The 18,185-nt window shown below is 67.9% G+C and carries 22 protein-coding genes and 1 tRNA gene; 10 read left to right on the forward strand and 13 right to left on the reverse strand.

What is annotated here, in order from left to right; genetic code table 11:
* Positions 1-227 precede the first annotated feature (227 nt).
* Genes KF889_22300 through dctP form a run of 3 tightly spaced genes read right to left on the reverse strand, consistent with a single transcriptional unit; the run spans position 228 to position 3,421 of the window.
* Positions 228-1,526, reverse strand: a complete 1,299-nt coding sequence (locus KF889_22300; GenBank protein MBX3502182.1) for a TRAP transporter large permease — start codon at positions 1,524-1,526, stop codon at positions 228-230.
* 50 nt (positions 1,527-1,576) lie between these two features.
* Positions 1,577-2,170 (reverse strand): TRAP transporter small permease, encoded by a 594-nt coding sequence (locus tag KF889_22305; protein ID MBX3502183.1) that lies wholly within the window; start codon positions 2,168-2,170, stop codon positions 1,577-1,579.
* A 6-nt stretch (positions 2,171-2,176) separates the two neighbouring features.
* Positions 2,177-3,421 (reverse strand): TRAP transporter substrate-binding protein DctP, encoded by a 1,245-nt coding sequence (dctP, locus tag KF889_22310; protein ID MBX3502184.1) that lies wholly within the window; start codon positions 3,419-3,421, stop codon positions 2,177-2,179.
* 27 nt (positions 3,422-3,448) lie between these two features.
* Between dctP and KF889_22315 the strand changes: the two genes are divergently transcribed.
* The 5 genes from KF889_22315 (at position 3,449) to KF889_22335 (ending at position 6,362) form a co-directional block, all read left to right on the forward strand.
* Positions 3,449-3,524: transfer RNA gene (locus tag KF889_22315), tRNA-Glu, on the forward strand.
* A gap of 97 nt (positions 3,525-3,621) precedes the next feature.
* Positions 3,622-4,644 carry a molybdopterin-dependent oxidoreductase gene (locus KF889_22320; protein ID MBX3502185.1) on the forward strand — a complete coding sequence of 341 codons (1,023 nt, stop codon included), beginning with the start codon at positions 3,622-3,624 and terminating at the stop codon, positions 4,642-4,644.
* Positions 4,645-4,728: 84 nt separating this feature from the next.
* Positions 4,729-4,974: a hypothetical protein gene (locus KF889_22325; protein ID MBX3502186.1), complete on the forward strand. Its 246-nt coding sequence runs from the start codon at positions 4,729-4,731 to the stop codon at positions 4,972-4,974.
* Positions 4,971-5,264: a type II toxin-antitoxin system RelE/ParE family toxin gene (locus KF889_22330; protein MBX3502187.1), complete on the forward strand. Its 294-nt coding sequence runs from the start codon at positions 4,971-4,973 to the stop codon at positions 5,262-5,264. The genes KF889_22325 and KF889_22330 overlap by 4 nt, the downstream gene beginning before the upstream one ends.
* Before the next feature lie 15 nt (positions 5,265-5,279).
* Positions 5,280-6,362, forward strand: coding sequence for an Ldh family oxidoreductase (locus KF889_22335; GenBank protein ID MBX3502188.1), 1,083 nt, complete (start codon positions 5,280-5,282; stop codon positions 6,360-6,362).
* Between the two features lie 84 nt (positions 6,363-6,446).
* Here KF889_22335 and KF889_22340 read toward each other — a convergent pair whose 3' ends face one another.
* From KF889_22340 to KF889_22355, 4 genes are all read right to left on the reverse strand, one after another.
* On the reverse strand, positions 6,447-8,012 hold the full coding sequence (locus KF889_22340) for a DHA2 family efflux MFS transporter permease subunit (protein MBX3502189.1): 1,566 nt from the start codon (positions 8,010-8,012) through the stop codon (positions 6,447-6,449).
* The gene (locus KF889_22345) at positions 8,002-9,078 is read right to left on the reverse strand and encodes an HlyD family secretion protein (GenBank protein ID MBX3502190.1); all 1,077 of its coding nucleotides are present in this window, start codon (positions 9,076-9,078) and stop codon (positions 8,002-8,004) included. The genes KF889_22340 and KF889_22345 overlap by 11 nt, the downstream gene beginning before the upstream one ends.
* Positions 9,079-9,216: 138 nt before the next feature.
* On the reverse strand, positions 9,217-9,561 hold the full coding sequence (locus tag KF889_22350) for a Lin0512 family protein (GenBank protein ID MBX3502191.1): 345 nt from the start codon (positions 9,559-9,561) through the stop codon (positions 9,217-9,219).
* 11 nt (positions 9,562-9,572) lie between these two features.
* A complete protein-coding gene (locus KF889_22355; GenBank protein MBX3502192.1) occupies positions 9,573-9,914 on the reverse strand; it encodes a Lin0512 family protein in 342 nt (113 codons plus the stop codon).
* A 126-nt stretch (positions 9,915-10,040) separates the two neighbouring features.
* Here KF889_22355 and KF889_22360 point away from each other — a divergent pair, with 126 nt between their 5' ends.
* Entirely contained in the window at positions 10,041-10,949 is a 909-nt protein-coding gene (locus tag KF889_22360) for an alpha/beta hydrolase (GenBank protein ID MBX3502193.1), read from the forward strand.
* Between the two features lie 34 nt (positions 10,950-10,983).
* Here the strand turns inward: KF889_22360 and KF889_22365 are convergent, their stop codons facing one another.
* Both KF889_22365 and KF889_22370 read right to left on the reverse strand, forming a co-directional pair.
* Positions 10,984-11,874, reverse strand: coding sequence for a polysaccharide deacetylase family protein (locus KF889_22365; GenBank protein MBX3502194.1), 891 nt, complete (start codon positions 11,872-11,874; stop codon positions 10,984-10,986).
* A 32-nt stretch (positions 11,875-11,906) separates the two neighbouring features.
* Positions 11,907-12,647, reverse strand: coding sequence for an SDR family oxidoreductase (locus KF889_22370; GenBank protein ID MBX3502195.1), 741 nt, complete (start codon positions 12,645-12,647; stop codon positions 11,907-11,909).
* 67 nt (positions 12,648-12,714) lie between these two features.
* Between KF889_22370 and KF889_22375 the strand changes: the two genes are divergently transcribed.
* From KF889_22375 to KF889_22390, 4 genes are all read left to right on the forward strand, one after another.
* The gene (locus KF889_22375; protein ID MBX3502196.1) at positions 12,715-13,887 is read left to right on the forward strand and encodes an aminotransferase; all 1,173 of its coding nucleotides are present in this window, start codon (positions 12,715-12,717) and stop codon (positions 13,885-13,887) included.
* A 17-nt stretch (positions 13,888-13,904) separates the two neighbouring features.
* Positions 13,905-14,753, forward strand: a complete 849-nt coding sequence (locus KF889_22380; GenBank protein MBX3502197.1) for an alpha/beta hydrolase — start codon at positions 13,905-13,907, stop codon at positions 14,751-14,753.
* A gap of 93 nt (positions 14,754-14,846) precedes the next feature.
* Positions 14,847-15,365, forward strand: coding sequence for a PaaI family thioesterase (locus KF889_22385; GenBank protein MBX3502198.1), 519 nt, complete (start codon positions 14,847-14,849; stop codon positions 15,363-15,365).
* A 75-nt stretch (positions 15,366-15,440) separates the two neighbouring features.
* On the forward strand, positions 15,441-15,650 hold the full coding sequence (locus tag KF889_22390; GenBank protein MBX3502199.1) for a hypothetical protein: 210 nt from the start codon (positions 15,441-15,443) through the stop codon (positions 15,648-15,650).
* Here KF889_22390 and KF889_22395 read toward each other — a convergent pair.
* The 4 genes from KF889_22395 to KF889_22410 are packed head-to-tail and all read right to left on the reverse strand — an operon-like array spanning position 15,647 to position 18,110.
* The gene (locus KF889_22395; protein ID MBX3502200.1) at positions 15,647-16,291 is read right to left on the reverse strand and encodes a histidine phosphatase family protein; all 645 of its coding nucleotides are present in this window, start codon (positions 16,289-16,291) and stop codon (positions 15,647-15,649) included. The genes KF889_22390 and KF889_22395 overlap by 4 nt on opposite strands.
* Before the next feature lie 54 nt (positions 16,292-16,345).
* A complete protein-coding gene (locus tag KF889_22400; GenBank protein MBX3502201.1) occupies positions 16,346-17,509 on the reverse strand; it encodes an acyl-CoA dehydrogenase family protein in 1,164 nt (387 codons plus the stop codon).
* A 5-nt stretch (positions 17,510-17,514) separates the two neighbouring features.
* A complete protein-coding gene (locus KF889_22405; GenBank protein ID MBX3502202.1) occupies positions 17,515-17,826 on the reverse strand; it encodes a type II toxin-antitoxin system RelE/ParE family toxin in 312 nt (103 codons plus the stop codon).
* Positions 17,823-18,110 carry a type II toxin-antitoxin system ParD family antitoxin gene (locus KF889_22410; GenBank protein ID MBX3502203.1) on the reverse strand — a complete coding sequence of 96 codons (288 nt, stop codon included), beginning with the start codon at positions 18,108-18,110 and terminating at the stop codon, positions 17,823-17,825. The genes KF889_22405 and KF889_22410 overlap by 4 nt, the downstream gene beginning before the upstream one ends.
* Positions 18,111-18,185 lie beyond the last annotated feature (75 nt).

Consider the following 18,185-nt stretch of genomic DNA (forward strand, 5'->3'; position numbering starts at 1 on the left):
AGGGCGACATTAGCAAGAGTCCGCGCTCCTACCACTCTCATTCCAGACGGGTATTCGGAGTGAGAACCATCCGATGGATGGTCAGGGCGGTCTCGAGCAAGGCGCCGGCGTGATTGTTCAGTGGTCGCGTCGCGCCGGTTACCGGCGGCGGAGCCACTCCATGGCGCAGAAAATCACGCGACGCCGCGCGCTTCCGCAGCGGGTCCTGGCGGCGACCGCGGCGAGCGCTACCTGATCATCGTCTGGGGGATCAGGAGGATGATCGCCGGGAAGGCGATCAGGATGGCGACGTTGATGATGTCGACGAGCACGAACCAGCCGCAGCCGCGGAAGATGTCGCCCATGCTGACGCCCTTGGCCACGCCCCTCAGCACATAGACATTGAGCCCGACGGGTGGCGTCATCAGCCCGATCTCGACCATGCGCACCACGAGAATGCCGAACACGATGGGGTCGATGCCGAGTTCCTTGATCGTGGGCAGCAGGATCGGCACCGTCAGCAGCACCATGCCGATGCCGTCGATGAACATGCCGAGCACCAGGTAGAACGCCAGGATGCAGATCAGGATCACCGTCGGCGATACGTCCAGGCTGGTGATGCTCTTGGCGATCGCCGCCGGCGTGCCGGTGAAGCCCAGGAAGTGGACGAAGATCAGCACGCCGGCGACGATGGCGAAGATCAGCGCGGTCGTCCGCATCGTCTCCATCATCGCCCCGCCGAAGTCCTTGAAGTTGATGCGCGGGATCGCCATTGCCAGCGCGCCGATGGCGCCGACGCCGGCCGCCTCGGTGGGTGTGGCCAGCCCGGTGTACATGCTGCCCATCACCAGCAGGATGATGACCATCATGCCCCACACGCCCTTGAGCGAGGAGAAGCGCTCCGACCAGGTGATGCCGCGGATCGGCTGGCCCAGCGAGGGATTGAGCTTGAAGCGGATCAGCAGCATGACGACGTAGCTCGCCGCCTGCAGAAGGCCGGGCAGGATGCCGGCCAGCAGAAGGGCGCCGATCGACTCCTCGGCGATGAAGCCGTAGATGACGATCAGCACAGAAGGCGGGATCATGATCGCCAGGGTGCCGCCCGCGGCGACGCAGCCGGTCGATACCTTGTCGTCGTAGCCGAACTTCTTCAGTTCCGGCAGCGCCACGCGGCCCATGACGGCGGCCGACGCCGTCGAGGCGCCGCAGGCCGCCGCAAAGCCGGCGCAGCCCACCACGGTCGCCACCGCCAGCCCGCCGGGCAGGTGGCCGAGCCACTGCCGCGCCGCCCAGTAGATGTCGCGCGTGATGTTGGCGTAGTAGGCGAAGAAGCCCATCATGATGAACAGCGGCAGCACCAGCAGGTTGTAGTTGGTGATGTGGCCCAGGACGCTCTGGGCCGAGAGCGACGCCGCCGGATCGTAGCCGCGCAGGATCCACAGGCCGAAGAAACCGCACAGCGCCGTGGCGAAGGCGATGCGCACGCCCGACGCCAGGAAAAGCGTGAGCGCGATCAGCGACACGACGCCGATGCTGACAGGGTCCATGATGAGGTCGCCTCGAGGACGGTGAAGGATGTGGGGAGTTGAGCAGCGGGCTATTCGACTGCGTGGATGCCGCCGCCTTCCGGCTCATTGGCTGGGAAGCGGTCGGGATTCCAGAGATGGAGGAATTGCAGGTACATGCGCAGGCTGATGAGCGCGTAGCCCACCACGATCGCCGCGGCCGATGGCCAGGTCTTGAAATAGGGCGGCGACATCGTGACGTCGTCGTACAGCCACAGCTGGTACGCCATCCGCGCGCTGAACCAGCCGATGATTGCGCAGATGAAGATGCTGACCAGCAGCGTGCCCATGACGGCGTAGCGCCTGAGGCGCGGCGACAGCATGTCGAGCGCCAGATCCATGCCGACATGGCCGCGCATCGACTGCGTGTAGGACAACGCCAGAAAGACGATGATCGGCATCAGGAGCTCGGAGCCTTCAAGATGGCCCGGGATGGGCGCATCGAAGGCGTAGCGCATCAGCACCTCGGCGCCGACGAACGCCATCGCGAACAAGGCGATGGCCGCGGCGATGGCCGCCATCGCGACTTCGACCCGCCGCAGGATGCGGCCGGCCAAGCCGGCCACGAACGTCGTCGCCGCGAGGATCGCGACGACGACTATGGCGAGAACCGCCAGCTCATGCATGGCGGCCTATTTCCCGGCCGCCTTGGCCTTGGTCTTGGCGACTTCCGCCTTGACGAAGTTCAGCAGATCGGTGCCGGGCCGGCCGGCAGCGTCCTGCTCCTTGGTCCACGTCGCCCAGATCGGGTCGGAGGCCCCGACGATCTTGTCGCGCTCCGAGTCGGGGAACTGGGTGATCTCGAGCTTCTCGCGGAAGATCGGGATCCACTTGTCGTCCTCTTTCTTGTAGGCCTTGAAGATCGCGTCCAGGGCGATCTCCTGAGCCTGCGGAAGCTTCGCCTTCAGGTTGTCGGGCAGCTTGCTCCAGGCCGACTGGCTCACGCCGTACCAGCACATAAAGCCGCTCATCGCCAGGCCTTCGGTGACGTATTTGGACACCTCGTACAGCTTGTAGGCCCCGAACGTGTAGCTGTAGGGGAAGCCGAAGCTGTCAACGGTGCCGCGCTCCAGCGCTTGGTAGCTCTCCGGCGCGGTCACCATGGTCGGCACGGCGCCGAAGGCCTGCAGCGCCTTGGCGTTCAGCCCGGTTATGCGCATCTTGACGCCCTTCATGTCGGCGACCGAGGCGATGCGCTTGTTGCCCATGAACTCGAATGGCGGCAGGACGATGGGCAGGAAGTATTTGATGTTCCAGCGATCGGCCATTTCCTTGATGATCGCCGGGTGGTTCTGGACAGCCGCGTACACGGATGCGTTGTCGGCCAGGCTGCGCGGTGGCAGGAACGGTAGCTCCATGACCGTCATGAGCGGGAACTTGTTCGGATAGTAGCCGGCGCAGAGCAGGCCGCCTTCATAGCCGCCCGACTTGATGGCTTCGGGCGCCTGACGCTCGGGCCCGAGCGCGGCGCCGTAGGCGACCTTGATCTCGAACTGGCCGTTCGATTCCTTCTTGAAGAACTCGGCGACCGCGTCGATACCGGCCGTGACCGCGCGGGGCGGGCCGAAGACGTTGAAGTTCCAGGTGACGGTCTGGGCCGACGCCGTTGTAGCGCTCAAGGCGACAACCAGTGCGCCGGCCACGACCGAAGTCGCGACACGCTTCATGATATCCTCCCTATACTGCGCCTGCTTGTTGTCCGGCGCTTGAGTGGGGAGCATGCACGAGATCGAGTCCGGGTCAAGCCAGCGTCTCCCGCGGCGTTGCGGGATACACGCGTGTCCCTGGCCGGCGGCCGTGCGCCCGAAGCCGTGTCCAGCCGTCCGGAAACCCATTCCGTCCATCGTTCTGCCGGGTGTTGCGTCCCAGCGGCCCATGGACTACAAGCCTCGCGATCCGGCCTCGCCCCCTTCGTCTAGAGGCCCAGGACGCGGCCCTCTCAAGGCTGAAACACGGGTTCGAATCCCGTAGGGGGCGCCAAGCCGTGCTCTCGGAGCGATCTTGCGCTCCAGGCGGCATCCCGGATCCGATTCGCCGGCCAAGAACCACGACTGCCCGTGAACGACGGAGACCGGTCATGATGCATGACGCCGCCCCGATTCGTCCGCCGATGGAGCCCGCGAGCGGCGTGCGCCGTATCCGGCTCGCCCCGCACCAGATGACCACGACAGTGACGGCGAGCGAGGACCTCTTCATCCTCGCGCATCTCGGCGTTCCCCGGGTCGATCCGGCGCACTGGTCGCTGACGATCGACGGGCTGGTCGGGCGGCAGCGGATCCTCACCCTGGCCGATCTCCGGCAGGTGCCGAAGCAGACCATCGAGGCGGTGCATCAGTGTTGCGGCAGCCCGACCGAGCCCACCGTGCCGACGCGTCGCGTCGCCAACGTGCGCTGGGGCGGTGTCGGCCTCGCCACGCTGCTGGCCCGGCTCGACGTCGATCCGCGCGCGCGTTTCCTGTGGGCATACGGCCTCGATGGCGGGCAGTTCGCCGGATCGCCGGTCGACTGGTTCGTCAAGGACCTGCCGCTGCAGCGCCTCGCGGCCGGCGGCGTGCTCATCGCCTACGAGTTGAACGGCAGGCCGCTGCCGGCCGAGCATGGCTTTCCGGTGCGCCTGGTGGTTCCCGGCTATTACGGCACCAACAGCGTGAAGTGGCTCTGGCGCCTGCGTCTGGCCGAGCATCGCGCCGACGGGATGTTCACCGGTCGCTTCTACAACGACGAGACCAGCGAGGAGGATCGCGCTGCGGGCCTCGGGCCGCGCCGGCCGGTCTGGGCCATTGCGCCCGAATCGGTGATCGTCGAGCCCTCGCCGGACACCATGGTCGCGACCGGCGAGCCGGTCGAGATCTGGGGCTGGGCCTGGTCGTTCCGCGAGGTCGCCGCCGTCGAGGTCAGCGTCGATGGCGGCGCCACTTGTGCGCGCGCGGCGCTGGAGCCGCGACGCGGCTGGGCCTGGCGGCGCTTTTCGCTGATCTGGCGGCCCGACGAGCGCGGCGAGGCCATCCTGCGGGCGCGGGCGCGTGACGTCGACGGCACGGCCCAGCCGGAGGACGGCGCGCGCAATGCCGCCCATTCTGTGCGGGTCTTTGTGCGCTGATCGAGCTGGCGGCCATGATCGCCCGCGCGCGCTGCGGCTTTCCGCCGGTGACTTAGTGGGTCTTTGCGTCTTCCCGCCGCCGCAATGGCGCGCTACCTTTTCGTCATGACCAAGCTCTTAGAGCAAGCCGTCGATGCGTTGCGCCGGTTGTCTCCGGATGCACAAGATGCCTACGCTCGGGCATTGTTGGAGATCTTGCCGAGCGGCGAGGTCTACAAATTGACCAGCGAGGATCGCGTGGCGATCGAGGTCTCCCGCGCTCAAATGCGCCGAGGCGAGTTTGTGTCAGAGCGCGAGATGGAGGAGTTCTGGCGCGGCTACGGGGCGTGATCGTCCGCTTCACACCCGCTGCCCGAGACGAACTTCGGGACATTCTCACCTATATCGAAGAGCGCAATCCTGTAGGCGCCCGGAAGGTGGCTTCGCGTGTTCGTCGAGCGCTCGATCTCGTTGTCGAGTTCCCGCAGCATGGCGCGCCGACCGACGTTCCCGGAATCCGACGGGTGCTGGCGCTGCCATATCCCTACGTGATCTTCTACGAGGTCCTGACGAACGAGATCGTGGTGCATCGCGTGCGGCATGTTCGCCGCGAGAGAATCGCGCCACGGGCGCAAGACTGAAGCGGAGGAAGCGTAATGGCCGAGGTCGAGATGGTGAATGTGCCGGCGCAGACGGTGCGCGCGCAGTGCGAGGCTATCCTGCGCGCGTGGGGGATGTCCGAGGAGCATCTGAAGATGACGTCGGAAGTGCTGCTCGAGACAGATCTGCGCGGCATCGAATCGCACGGCCTGTCGATGCTGCCGATCTACAACGACATGCGCGGCAAGAAGATCAACATGACGCCCGATATCCGCGTCGTGAAGGAGACGCCGGTGTCGGCGCTGATCGACGCCGACAACAGCATCGGCCATGTGCCCTCGACCATCGGCATGGGCATGGCGATCGCCAAGGCCAGGGCGATGGGGCTGGCGGTGGTCTGCGTGCGGCGCTCGGCGCATTTCGGTGCCGCCGGCTGCTATAGCGACATGGCTGCCCGCGCCGGCATGATCGGCATCGTCACCACCTCGGCGCGCGGCATCACCATGGTGCCGACGCACGGCACGGTGCCGGTGTTCGGCACCAATCCGATCTCGGTGGCGGCGCCGGCCGGTAAGCATCAGCCGTTCAACCTCGACATGGCGACGACGCCGGTCGCCGTCAACAAGCTCAAGGTCTACTGGCTGAAGGGCAAGGAGATCCCCGAGGGCTGGGCCTACAACGAGCAGGGCGGATCGGAGCGCAACGCCGAGCGCGCCTTCAAGACGCGCCGCATGGCGCCGCTGGGCGGCACGCGCGAGAGCGGCGGCCACAAGGGCTATGGTCTGGCGATGGTGGTGAACATCCTCTCGCAGACGCTCGCCGGCACGACCTTCCAGCCGCTGCGGGTCAAGCGCGAGGGCACCGACACGCCGGACAATATCGGCCACTTCTTCCTGGTGATCGATCCCAAGCTGTTCCGCGAGGAAGGCGAGTTCGAATCCGATCTCGACGAGATGATGGATTTCCTGCGCGGCCAGGTGCCGGCCGACGCGGCGCAGCCGGTGCTGGTGCCGGGCGATCCGGAATACGCCGAGAAGGCGACGCGGCTGCGCGACGGCATTCCGGTGCCGCGCATGCTGGCCGACCAGATCCGCGACGTCTGCCGCAAGAGCAACGCGGCGTATCTGCTGGAGGGCTGAGGCAGATCACCTGTCATCCCGAGCGGAGCGAGGGTCCAGGAAAGCCGCCTGGATCCCTCGCTCCGCTCGGGATGACAGACTTTGTCAATCCGACGCGCGCATGTCGCGGCGCTGCGAGCGCGACAGGATGTAGGCCGGCAGCAGCGCCAGAAGTGTCACGCCGCCCACGACCATGAACGTGTCCTGGAACGCCAGCGTCTGGCTCTGCGCATGCACGACAGTGCCGAGATAGTCGAGCGCACTGTAGTGGCGGATGCGCTCCGTGAGACCGACGGTCTTCAACAGTGTCTCGACCTGGTGCACCAGGCGGTCGGTGGCGTGGTTGGCGTAGTCCTGCGTCGCCGTCAGCGCCTCGGCGTGGAAGGCGCCGCGCGTCTCGAGCACGGCGACGAAGGACACGGTGCCCAGCGCACCGCCGAGCTGACGCATGAAGTTGGTGGCGCCGGCGCCCTGGCGTACCTTGTCCGGCGGCAGCACCTTGAGCGACGACGCGTTGAGGCTGGGATTGATGAAGCCCAGGCCGAGGCGCGAGATCATGGTGACCAGGACCAGCGTCCAGAACACGGTGTTGACGTCGGCCAGGCTCATGAAGTGGAAGCCGATGGCGAACAGGATCAGCCCGCCCATGATCATCAGCGCCGGCGGCAGCACGTCGGCCATGCGGCCGGCGACCGGGAAGATCACCGCCAGCATCAGGCCGGCGGGCATCATCATCAGGCCCGAAACCAGCGGCGTGAAGCCCTGCGTGGTCTGCACGAAGACCGGCACGAGGTAGGTCGAGCCCATCATGCAGGCGCCGAAGATGAAGGCGACGATGCCGGCCGAGGCGAACTGGCTGTTGGCGAACATGCGCACGTCGAGCAGCGGCCGGTCGGTGTGGAGCTCCCAGAGCACGAAGAGGATCGAGGCCACCGTGCCGCCGACCAGGCGCAGCACGATGGTGTCGGAGTTCCAGCCCTCGCTCTGCCCGTTGGCGAAGCCGGTCATGATGCCGAACAGCGCCGCGCCGGCCAGGATGAAGCCGATCCAGTCGAAGCGCGGCAGCGTCTTCGGCAGCGGCTGGGTGGGCATGAACAGCGAGCCCAGCACCGCCGCCAGCAGGCAGAAGGGCAGCGCGACGTAGAACACGTAGCGCCAGGAGAAGTACTCGATCATCAGCCCGCCCAGGGTCGGGCCGATCGCCGGCGCGAAGACCACGCCCAGGCCGAAGGTGCCCATCGCCATGCCGCGGCGCTCGGGCGGAAAGACGCTGAAGATGATCGCCATCACCAGCGGCTGGCTGATGCCCGACGAGAAGCCCTGCAGCACGCGGGCGAAGACCAGCACGTCCTCGTTGGGCGCGCCGCCGCCCAGCACGGCGCCGCCGGAGAACACCAGCAGCGAGCCGATGAAGGTGCGCCGCTCGCCCAGCACGCCGACCACCCAGGCGCTGAGCAGCATGCCGAAGGTCATGGTCGCGGAGAAGGCAGAGGACATCCACTGCGCCATGTCCTGGCCGATGCCGAAGGCGCCCATGACATCGGGCACCGCGACATTCACCGTGGTCATGCTGAGCACCATGGCGACGACGCCGACCATGCCGGTGATGGTGACCAGCCACCGATAGGACGGGCCGTAGCGCTCGGCCAGCACCTCGGTGCTATCGTACATCGATCGCGATCTCGACCATCATGCCGGGTGCCAGCACCTTGGGTTTCTCGACGAGGTCGATCTTCACCGGCACGCGCTGGGTGATCTTGGTGAAATTGCCGCTCGGGTTGGGCGTCGGCAGCAGGGCGAAGCGCGCCGTGGTCGAGCTGCCGATGCGCGCGACCCGGCCGACAAAGCGCTCGTTGGGATAGGCGTCGACGGTGACGCTGACCGGCTGGCCGACGCGCAGGTAGCGGATGCGTGTCTCCTTGATGTTGGCCTCGATCCACACGTCGTTGGGATCGTGCAGCATGAGGATGCGCTGGCCCGGCCCGACATACTCGCCCGCCAGCATGAACGTGCGGTCGATGACGGCGGCGATCGGGCTGCGGATGGTGCGGTCCTCGACGTCGACCAGCTGCTGGCGCAGTTGCGATTGCAGGTTGGCCTCGGCGTGCACCAGGCCGGCGATCTGCCCATCAATGACGGCCAGCTGGTCGCGTTCGGCCAGCGCTTCGGCCAGCGCGCCCTCGGCCTGGGTGCGCTCGGCATCCATGCGTCGGCGGGTGTTCTCCAGCCGCGTCACCGCCGCCTGCGCCGTCTCGAGCTGCTTGTCGGTGATCACGCGGCGCTCGTAGAGCTGCTTGCTGCGCTCGAGCTCCTGGTTGGCGAGCAGGATGTCGGAATCGAGCGCGTCGCGCGCCGCCTGGGTGACCTTCACGCCCGAGGCACGGGTGCGCGCCTTCGCGTCGGCCTGGTTCTCGATCATCTGGCGTTCGGCCATGAGGCGCGAGCGGTCGGCCTTGACCGCCTCGATCTGCGCCTTCAGCGCCTCGGCGCGCAGTTTCGCTGTGCGGTCATCGATCCGGGCGACCACCTGGTTGGCCTCGACCCGCATGCCCTCGCGCACCGGGACCTCGACCAGCCAGCCCTCGGCGCGGCTCGACATGGTGACGATGTCGGCGGTGATGCGCGCGTCCGTCTCGTAGACATGGGTCGAGCGCATGTAGACCTCGTAGGCGCCCAGCCCCAGGGCGGCCGCGAGGACTGCACCGATGACCAGCAGCCGCACGCGCTGACGGCTCATGCCGCCACGGACAGCTCGGGTGTCCGGCCTATATTTCAGTGACCCGTCTATGCGCGCTTCTTCCCGCTGCTTGTGCGGTGATCATCCGCTCGCCGTCGGCCCGGTACAATGGGCGTCCGGCACAGGGCTGCTACGCGATCAGGGAAGCTCCAGGCTGACGGCCACGGCGGCGCTGGCGATCACGGCCACGTCGCCCACTTCCTCATCCGGCACGTCAAGTCCGCCCTTGACCACCTTCACGGCCACGATGCCGTGCGGCAGCGAGGCCTTCACGGCCTCGGCATCGACCTTGTCGGGCCGCTGCACGCCGATCGTGACCTCGACGAACATCGAGGTCTTGGGGTTGACCTTGAGCGTGCGCAGCACGGTGAGCGAGCTGTGATGGATGGCATCCTGCACCGCGCGCAGGGCGGCCTTGGTGTAGTCGCCGCCGTGCAGGTCGTTGCCGGTTCCCATCTCGAGGATGACGCGCCTTCTCGCCATGGCCGGTCTCCTCAGGGCAGGTCGAGCCGCACGACGGCGGCGGCATTGGCCATGACGGTGACGTCGGTGCCGGCGGCGTTGGCGATCTCAAGCCCGCCCTCCACGACGGTGACCGTCCCGGTGCCGTGCGGCAGCACCGCCAGCACTTCGGCCTTGTCGACCTTGTCGGGCTTGGGCACGCCGATGGTGACGTCGACGCGCATCGAATCGACCGGCTTGCCCAGCGCGTCGGCCACCGTCAGGGAATTGTGCCACAGCGCGTCGCGCAGGGCGCGCACGGCCGCCTTGGTGTAGTCGCCGCCGCGGATGTCGGTGCCCATGCCGATCTCCAGCACCACGCGCCTGTAGGCCATTGTTTGTCATCCCCGTTCAACCGAGCCGGCCGGGACTTTAGGCGGGTTGCGGCTGGCATGCCACGACGCGAAACCGGCAGGCAGCCATGCCTCCGCAGCGGCCGGCCGCGTGCTAGACAAGACACCATGGACGCCGATGCCTCGCCCGACCTTTCCGCCATTCCACTGATGGCCGATGGCCGAACGGCCGCCGACCACATCGCCGACATCGAGGCCAGGTCGCATGCCGAGCGCGTGCCGATGGGCAATGGCGGGCGGATGATGTGGCACGTCTGGGGCGCGGAGCCGGGCAAGCCGGTCCTGGTGCTGCTGCATGGCGGCGGCGGCTCGTGGCTCCATTGGGTTCGCAATGTGCTGCCGCTGTCGCAGCGCTACGCGCTCTACGTCGCCGACCTGCCGGGGCTGGGCGAGAGCGACTCGCCGGATGATCTCAAGGACGTCTGGTCGGTCACCAACGCCACCAGGACCGCGATGGATGCGCTGCTGCCCAAGGACCAGCGCTTCGACATCGCCGGCTTCTCCTTCGGCGGCAATATCGGCTCGCATGTCTGCACGCTCTACGGTGATCGCGTGCGCAGCATGACCCTGGTCGGGCCGGGCGGCTTCCGCATGAAGCGCCAGCCGCGCGCGGCGCTTGGCCGGCTTACGCGCGACATGTCGGGCGAAAAGCTGGCCGCCGAGGCCCGGCGCAACCTCGAGCTGCTGATGGTGCACGATCCCAGGTCGATCGACCCGATCGCGCTGCACATGCAGGTCGTGAACTCGCTGCGCGCACGAACCAAGAGCCGGGGCATCTCGGCGCTGGGCCTGCTGAGCGATGTCGTGCCGACGCTGAAGACGCGGGTCAACGCGATCTGGGGCGAGTTCGATTCGACGGCCTATCCGTACTACGAGGAGCGCGAGGTCTTCCTGCGCACCCACCACCCCGAGATCGACCTGCGCTACATCGAGGGCGGCGGCCACTGGATCGCCTTTGAAGGCGCCGACGCGTTCAACGCCATGCTGCCGGACATGCTGGACAAGCTGCCGGCGTAGGCTCTTTGGGACCGCCGGCGTCTCGCCGGCTCAGTCAACGCACGGTCCCCTGAGGCAAGGCCAGGCAATGCGCGGCGATCGCGCCCGGCGTGGTGATCCACAGTTCATCGCGATGGGCGGCGATGTGCGCGAGTGCGCGTCGCAGGTGCTTCAGGCGATAGGGCTGACCCATCAGGTAGCCGTGCAGGGCGATGCCCATGACCAGCGGCTGGCCCGCCGACTGCCGGCGCATCTCGTCGAGATTGTCGACGATCATGTCGGCGAAGGCCGTGGCGTCGAGCTGACGGCGCGCGATCATCGGGATGTCGTTGAGTTCCTGCGGGTAGGGGACAGCGAGGATCGAGCCGCCGTCTCGCACGCGGAAGCGGATCGGCTGGTCGTCCATGCACCAGTCCAGCAGGTAGCGGTAGCCGGCCTCGGCCAGCAGGTCGGGCGTGACGCGGCTCTGCGAGATCCACGGTCCCAGCCAGCCGGCCGGCGCGGCGCCTTCCTCCTCGGTGATGCGCGCCGTCGACTCGGCGATCAGCCGTCGCTCGCCGGCTTCGTCGAGAACGCCCTGACGCTCGCTGTTGGTGCGGCCGTGGCCGACGATCTCGTCGCCGCGGATCCGATGCGCGGCGATGAGCTGCGGCGCGTAGTCGTACATCGCGCTGTTGACCAGCGCGGACGAGGGCAGGGCAAGTTCGTCGAACAGCTCCAGCAGGCGCCAGGCGCCCACACGGTTGCCGTAGTCGCGCCAGGAGAAATTCAGAACATCGGGTTGCGGCCCGCCCGGCGCCAGCTCGGCGCCCAGGCCTTCGCCGAAGGCGAAATGCTCCTGGTTGAGCGCGAGGTAGACCGCCAGCCGCTGGCCGCCGGGCCAGCGGTAATCGGGCCGGGCGTTGATCGGCAGGTAGTCGTAGCGGCCATGGCTGGGGAGGCTCATCGCCTCATTTCATAGCATGTGGCGTGCCAGCGTCAGCCGGCGAGCCAGCCGCCATCGACCGGCAGCTCGACGCCGGTGACGAAGGCCGATTCGTCGCAGGCCAGGTAAAGCGCGGCAAAGGCGATGTCGCGCACGTCGCCGAAGCGGCCCATCGGATGGCGCGCCAGCGAGCGAGCGCGCGCCGCCTCGGGATCGGGCGCGCGGCCCAGCGAGCGGCGCAGCATCGGCGTATCGGTGGCGCCCGGCAGGATCGTGTTGCAGCGGATGCCTTGATCGACGTAGTCGAGCGCCACCGATTTCGTCAGCGCCAGCACCGCGCCCTTGGACGTCACGTAAGCGGCATTGCCGCGCCCACCGGCACGCGCGAGCTGAGAGGCGATGGTGACGATCGAGCCGCGGCCCCTGGCGCTCATCGGCCGCAGGCATTCACGGATCCAGATGAAGCTGCCGGTGACGTTGACGCCCATCACGGTGTTCCAGTCGGCGACGCCGGTATCGAGTGCCGGCTTGCCCAGCGAGATGCCGGCGGCGGTGACGAGGACATCGACCGTGCCGCATTGCTCGACGCAGGCGCGCGCATGGGCCTCGTCGGTGACCTCCGCGACATAGGGTCGGGCGCGCTCGCCGAGCTCGGCCGCGATCGCCGTGACGCCGGCCGCGTCGCGGTCGACCAGTGTGACCTGCGCGCCTTCGGCCGTAAAAAGCCGGGCCGTGGCGGCGCCGATGCCCGACGCCGCGCCGGTGATGATCGCCGTCCTGTCCTTCAAGCGCATGGGCTCCTCCATCGGCGGACAGGCTAGCACCCTGTTCGTTCCGCCGGGGATCGGCTATCAGCGCAGCATGTCCTACGTCCTCAGTCCCGCCGTCACCGGTATTGAGGCGGCGCCGATCGCCGCCGTGCGCGCCCTGATCGCCGGCCGCCTCTTCCCCGCCGACAAAGCGCTGATCGATTTGACCCAGGCCGCGCCGAGCTACCCGCCGGCGGCCGAGCTCAGCGAGCATCTCGCGCGACGCCTCGCCGATCCCGCGCTCCACCGCTACGGCGATATCCTCGGAACTCCGGAATTGCGCGAGGCCTATGCCGCGCATCTGGGCGCCTTCCATCGCACGCGGATCGCGGCCTCGCAGGTGGCGATCACGGCTGGCTGCAACCAGGCCTTCTGCGCCGCGATGATGGTGCTGGCGCCGCCCGGCTCCTCGGTGGTGCTGCCGCGGCCGCACTACTTCAACCACGCCATGTGGCTGCGCATGCTGGGCGTTCGCCCGGTGCCGCTGGATTTCCGCGACGGCAGCGGCGCGGTGCCCGATCCCGCCGACGCCGAGGCGCTGATCGATGGCACGACCCGCGCCATCGTGCTGGTGAGCCCCAACAATCCCAGCGGCGCCACCTATCCGCCTGAGGTGATCGAGGCCTTCTACGCCCTGGCCAAGCGCCGCCGCATCGCGCTGGTGCTCGACGAGACCTACAAGGATTTCCTCCCTGATGGCACGCGCCCGCATCGCCTCTTCGACGATCCCGCCTGGCCGCAGACGCTGATCCACCTCTACAGCTTCTCCAAGGTCTATGCACTGCCCGGCCATCGCGTCGGTGCGCTCACGGCGGGACCCGCGGCGATCGCCGAGATCGAGAAGGTCATGGACTGCGTCGCGATCTGTGCGCCGCGGCCAGGGCAGGAGGCGGCGCTCTACGGCCTGCGGCACCTTTCCGGCTGGGCACGCGAGCGCATCGCCGCTGTCGTGGCGCGCGGCCGTGCCTTCGGCGATCTCCTCGCGCGCTCCAACCGCTGGCGCCTGGTGAGCCTGGGCGCCTACTTCGCCTATCTCGAGCATCCCTTCGCCGGCGTGCCGGCAATGGAGGTCGTGCGCCAGCTGGCCGATGCGCAGCATCTCCTGCTGCTGCCCGGCACGACCTTCGGCGAGGGACAGGAGCGTTTCGTCAGGCTGGCCTATGCCAATGTCGCCGATGCCGTGATCCCCGAGGTGGTGGCACGGCTTGACGCGGCGGCGCGATAGGCAAGGGGGAGGGAACGATGCCGTACATCACCTGCGACGACGGCGTGAAGCTGTACTACGAGGAGGCCGGCAGCGGCACGCCGCTGGTCTTCGTGCACGAGTACGCCGGCGACTGGCGCGCCTGGGAGCCGCAGATGCGCTTCTTCTCGCGCAGGCATCGCTGCATCACCTACTCGTTCCGCGGTTATGCGCCCTCCGACATCCCGGACGACCCCGCCCGATACGGCCAGGATCGCGTGGTCGAGGACATCCGTTGCGTGCTCGACGGGCTGAAGATCGACAAGGCGCATGTCTGCGGCCTGTCGATGGGCGGCTTCGCGACGGCGCATTTCGCGCGGGTCCATCCGCAGCGCGCCCTGTCGACGGCGATCTGCGGCTGCGGCTTCGGCTCGGAGAAGCATCTGCACGCCGCCTTCGCCGCCGAGTCGCGCGCCAATGGCGAGAAGATCCGCCGGATCGGCCAGGCCGCCTTCGCCGCCGAGTACGGCGAGGGCCCCAGCCGGCGACGCTATCGCCAGAAGGACCCACGCGGGCATGCCGAGTTCATGGAGCAGTTCGCCAGCCACGATCCGATCGGCGCGGCGCATACCGTGAGCGAGTTCCAGGGCAAGCGGCCCTCGCTGTGGGACTTCGAGGCGGAGTGGAAGTCCTGCATGGTGCCCGCGCTGATCGTCGCCGGCGACGAGGACGACCTGGTGCTGCAGCCCAGCATTTACCTGAAGAAGGTGATGGGCAATGCCGGCCTGCTGGTGATGCCCAAGGCAGGCCACGCCGTGAACCTCGAGGACCCCGACGCCTTCAACCGCGCCCTGTGGGACTTCATCGCCCTCGTCGAAGCCGGCCGATGGACGCCGCGCGAGGCGTAGTCCGGCTTATCCGAGCATAAGAAACCTCTGATCGACGCCAATCATGGTTCGCGTCTATATAGGTGCATATGCACTTAAATAGGAGATGACCGGATGTCCGCGTGGAGGGAAGAGGTCGAGGCCAGCAAGCGCCGGCTGGCGCCGCCGGGGCCGTTGCCGCTGGCCGAGATCGCCGACTGGCCGGGCGAGCGCATCTTCGCCGCCATTGGCGCCGGTGAGCTGCCGTCGCCTGAGTTCGCCTATGTCGCGGGCATCCACCCGATCGAGGTCGGCGGCGGGCGCGCGGTGTTCCAGGGCGATCCGGCGGAGGCGTTCCGCAACATCCTGGGCGCCGCGCATGGCGGCTGGATCGCCACCCTGCTCGACACGGCGCTGGCGGTCGCGGTGCACGCGACCCTGCCGCCGCGCACCATCGCCACCACCGTCGAGATGAAGGTGAACTACGTCGCGGCGGTCACCGAGAAGACCGGCCCGGTGCGCGCCATCGCCACCGTGCTGTCATCGGGCCGCACGCTCGCGACGTCGGAGGCCAAGCTGGTCGACGAGGCTGGCCGCCTCTATGCCCACGCCACCGAGACCGTGGCGATCGTGCCGGTGCGGCCGCCGCACTGAGTTGTGGCGGCCGGCCGAGCTGAAGAGGTTGGCGGTGTCGCATACGGTGTCGTTCCAGCCTTCACCGAGCACCAGGTGTTCAACGTCAAGGAGAAGGCCTCGACCTTGCCTGCACTGGAACTGGACGAGTCCTGTGCCGGCACAGTGCCGGACCTGTTGGGAAAGGAAGGGAAGGGAAAGGAACTCGGAAAGGAAGGGAAAGGTATTCCGCCTGTGGCGGCCGCGTCTGACGCCGCGTCGCTTGCTTTCGCTGCGCGCCCCAAGACAAAACCTCCGATGCGCTAAGCGGCACCCAGCTTCTGCTCGATCGGCGCGGGCTGCATCAGCGGCGTGACGGTCCAGGCGCTGCCCCTGCGCTCGAAGGCCAGGGGCAGGCCGTTGGCGGTGAGCTCGACCGGCAGCTCGACGTCGAGCGCGCCGGTCAGCACGCGCAGCACGCCGCCGTGGCTCACCAGCAGCGGCATCGGGCCGTCGCCCAGCAGCTCGGCGGCGCCGGTCAGCGTGCGCTCGATGAAGCCGTGCATGGTCTCGCCGTTGGGCGGGCTGACGCGCCAGTCGAGTCCCTCGCTGGGCGTGCCGATGAAGTCGCCGAAATAGCGCTCGCGCAGGCAGCGGCGCAGCCATACCGGGCGGCCGGTGAGGTCGGCGACGCGGCCGGCCGTCAGCCAGGCGCGCGCCATGTCGCTGGCGTAGATCAGGTCGAAAGTGTGCTCGCACAGCACCTTGGCCGCGGTGTCGGCGTCGATGAAGCCCTCGGCGGCCAGCGGCAGGTCGGGGTGCTGGTAGATGCGGCCGATATTGCCCGGCGTGCGGCCATGGCGCAGGAACAGGAAGCGGTCGCGGGCGATGCTGAGGCCGTGGTTGCGCGCGGCGGCGCGCAGCGCCAGCTGGCCGGCGTCGTTCTCGTGGGCGGCGGTCGTGCTCATTGCGGATCGATCCCTGGCGATACGGGCGGACGGGGCGGCCAACCTAGCACGGCATCAGCCGTGCAGGCGCTTGGCGACTTCCTCCAGCATCACTTCCGTCGCACCGCCGCCGATCGCCTGGACGCGGGCGTCGCGCACCATGCGCTCGATGGCGGTTTCGCGCATGTAGCCCATGCCGCCGTGGAATTGCTGGCAGGCGTACATCACCTCGTTGACCAGCTCGCCGCACAGCGCCTTGACCATCGAGACTTCCTTGACGCACTCGCGGCCCTGGGCGTCGAGCCAGCCGGTATGGTGCACCAGCTGCTGCGCGGCGGCGACGCGCGCCGCCAGCATCGACAGGCGCTGGCGGATCGCCTGCTTGTCCCACAGCGGCGCGCCGAAGGCCTGGCGCGTCTGCACGTGCCGCAGGGTGAGCGCCAGCGCCGCCTCGGCCTCGCCCATGGCCTGCGCGCCGAGCACCAGTCGCTCGTTCTGGAGGTTCTTCATCACGGCGTAGAAGCCGCGATTCTCCTCGCCCAGCAGGTTCTCGACCGGCACGCGCGCATCCTCGAACACCAGCTCCGCCGTGTCCGACGACAGCCAGCCGGTCTTCTTCAGGGCCCGGCCGACCGAGAAGCCCGGGGTGCCCCTGGGCACGATGAACATCGAGATGCCGGCCGAGCCGCGCGCCTTCGTGTCGGTCTTGGCGGCGACGAAGTAGACGTCGGCATGCACGCCGTTGGTGATGAACATCTTGGTGCCGTTGAGCACGTAGTGCCCGCCCTCGCGCCGCGCCGAGGTGCGGATGCCCTTCACGTCCGATCCGGCGCCGGGCTCGGTCACCGCCACCGCGGCGATCGTGCGGCCGGCGACGATGTCGGGCATCAGCCGCGCGATCTGCCCGGGCGTGCCGGCATTCATCAGGTGCGGCGAGGCCATGTCGGTATGCACCAGCACCGTGATGGCGAAGCCGCCGAAGGTCGACTTGCCCAGTTCCTCCGCCAGCACCACGCTGCCCAGCGAGTCCATTGCCGCGCCACCATACCGCTCGGGATAGCGGATGCCGAGGAAGCCCAGCTCGCCCATGCGCCGCAGCACGTCGCGCGGCACGAAGCCGTCCTCCTCCCATTTCTCGGCCCTGGGCTTCACCTCCTCGTCGATGAAGCGGCGCAGCTGATCGCGCAGCATCTCGTGCTCTTCGCGGAAGATCGGCGAGGCGGGGGCGTTGGCGGGCATTGAGCTCAGCTATCCTCGGACGTAAACAGTGCGGCGATATCGCGACCACGATGCGCGAAGCGGACCATCACGACCTCGTCGCCATCCACGACAAATGCGATCGTGAGCCTCCGTCGATAGCCAATTGTGCGCAGGCCAGGCCGAAGGTCGCTGCGCAAGGTGCCGCGCTTCGGAAAGACGGCGAATCCCTGGCAGTACTCCCGGATGCGATCGACATAGGACTGAGCGACCGCCACATCTGTCGCGTCGGCAACCCACGAGAATATATCGTCGAGGTCGGCAAGCGCCTCGGGCGCGAAGACGACCCTTCGTGTCACCGCCGCTTGGCGGCGCGCTTGCGCGCGGCATAACGGGCTGCGGCTTCTCCAAAAGCTTTCTCGGCCGGTATTCTCTTGGACGGGTCGGCCATGGTGGCGTCGTATGCCGGGACGACTTCCTCCCTCAGCCAGCGCTCCATGGCGGCGTCGCGCTGCCGAAGGGCGCGCAGGCCGTCACGAATGACCTCGCTTTCGCTGGCATACTCGCCGGACTCGACCTTGCGGCGAATCATGTCGGCCATCTCGTTCGGCAGAGTGACGCTAAGGGAGCGGGTGGTGCGCATGGCGGCGAGTTTAACATTGAACGCGATTTAATCGTATCGGATTCTGCAGGGGTGGCACGCGGCTGCGCGGCTTGA

The sequence above is a fragment of the Alphaproteobacteria bacterium genome (assembly GCA_019635875.1).
In the GTDB taxonomy this organism is placed as follows: Bacteria; Pseudomonadota; Alphaproteobacteria; order Reyranellales; family Reyranellaceae; genus JAFAZJ01.

Coding starts and splice junctions, on each gene's coding strand:
- KF889_22300 (MBX3502182.1), bottom strand. CDS start 1,526: ATGGACCCTGTCAGCATCGGCGTCGTGTCGCTGATCGCGCTCACGCTT.
- KF889_22305 (MBX3502183.1), bottom strand. CDS start 2,170: ATGCATGAGCTGGCGGTTCTCGCCATAGTCGTCGTCGCGATCCTCGCG.
- dctP (MBX3502184.1), bottom strand. CDS start 3,421: ATGGGCCGCTGGGACGCAACACCCGGCAGAACGATGGACGGAATGGGT.
- KF889_22320 (MBX3502185.1), top strand. CDS start 3,622: ATGATGCATGACGCCGCCCCGATTCGTCCGCCGATGGAGCCCGCGAGC.
- KF889_22325 (MBX3502186.1), top strand. CDS start 4,729: ATGGCGCGCTACCTTTTCGTCATGACCAAGCTCTTAGAGCAAGCCGTC.
- KF889_22335 (MBX3502188.1), top strand. CDS start 5,280: ATGGCCGAGGTCGAGATGGTGAATGTGCCGGCGCAGACGGTGCGCGCG.
- KF889_22340 (MBX3502189.1), bottom strand. CDS start 8,012: ATGTACGATAGCACCGAGGTGCTGGCCGAGCGCTACGGCCCGTCCTAT.
- KF889_22345 (MBX3502190.1), bottom strand. CDS start 9,078: ATGAGCCGTCAGCGCGTGCGGCTGCTGGTCATCGGTGCAGTCCTCGCG.
- KF889_22350 (MBX3502191.1), bottom strand. CDS start 9,561: ATGGCGAGAAGGCGCGTCATCCTCGAGATGGGAACCGGCAACGACCTG.
- KF889_22355 (MBX3502192.1), bottom strand. CDS start 9,914: ATGGCCTACAGGCGCGTGGTGCTGGAGATCGGCATGGGCACCGACATC.
- KF889_22360 (MBX3502193.1), top strand. CDS start 10,041: ATGGACGCCGATGCCTCGCCCGACCTTTCCGCCATTCCACTGATGGCC.
- KF889_22365 (MBX3502194.1), bottom strand. CDS start 11,874: ATGAGCCTCCCCAGCCATGGCCGCTACGACTACCTGCCGATCAACGCC.
- KF889_22370 (MBX3502195.1), bottom strand. CDS start 12,647: ATGCGCTTGAAGGACAGGACGGCGATCATCACCGGCGCGGCGTCGGGC.
- KF889_22375 (MBX3502196.1), top strand. CDS start 12,715: ATGTCCTACGTCCTCAGTCCCGCCGTCACCGGTATTGAGGCGGCGCCG.
- KF889_22380 (MBX3502197.1), top strand. CDS start 13,905: ATGCCGTACATCACCTGCGACGACGGCGTGAAGCTGTACTACGAGGAG.
- KF889_22385 (MBX3502198.1), top strand. CDS start 14,847: ATGTCCGCGTGGAGGGAAGAGGTCGAGGCCAGCAAGCGCCGGCTGGCG.
- KF889_22395 (MBX3502200.1), bottom strand. CDS start 16,291: ATGAGCACGACCGCCGCCCACGAGAACGACGCCGGCCAGCTGGCGCTG.
- KF889_22400 (MBX3502201.1), bottom strand. CDS start 17,509: ATGCCCGCCAACGCCCCCGCCTCGCCGATCTTCCGCGAAGAGCACGAG.
- KF889_22410 (MBX3502203.1), bottom strand. CDS start 18,110: ATGCGCACCACCCGCTCCCTTAGCGTCACTCTGCCGAACGAGATGGCC.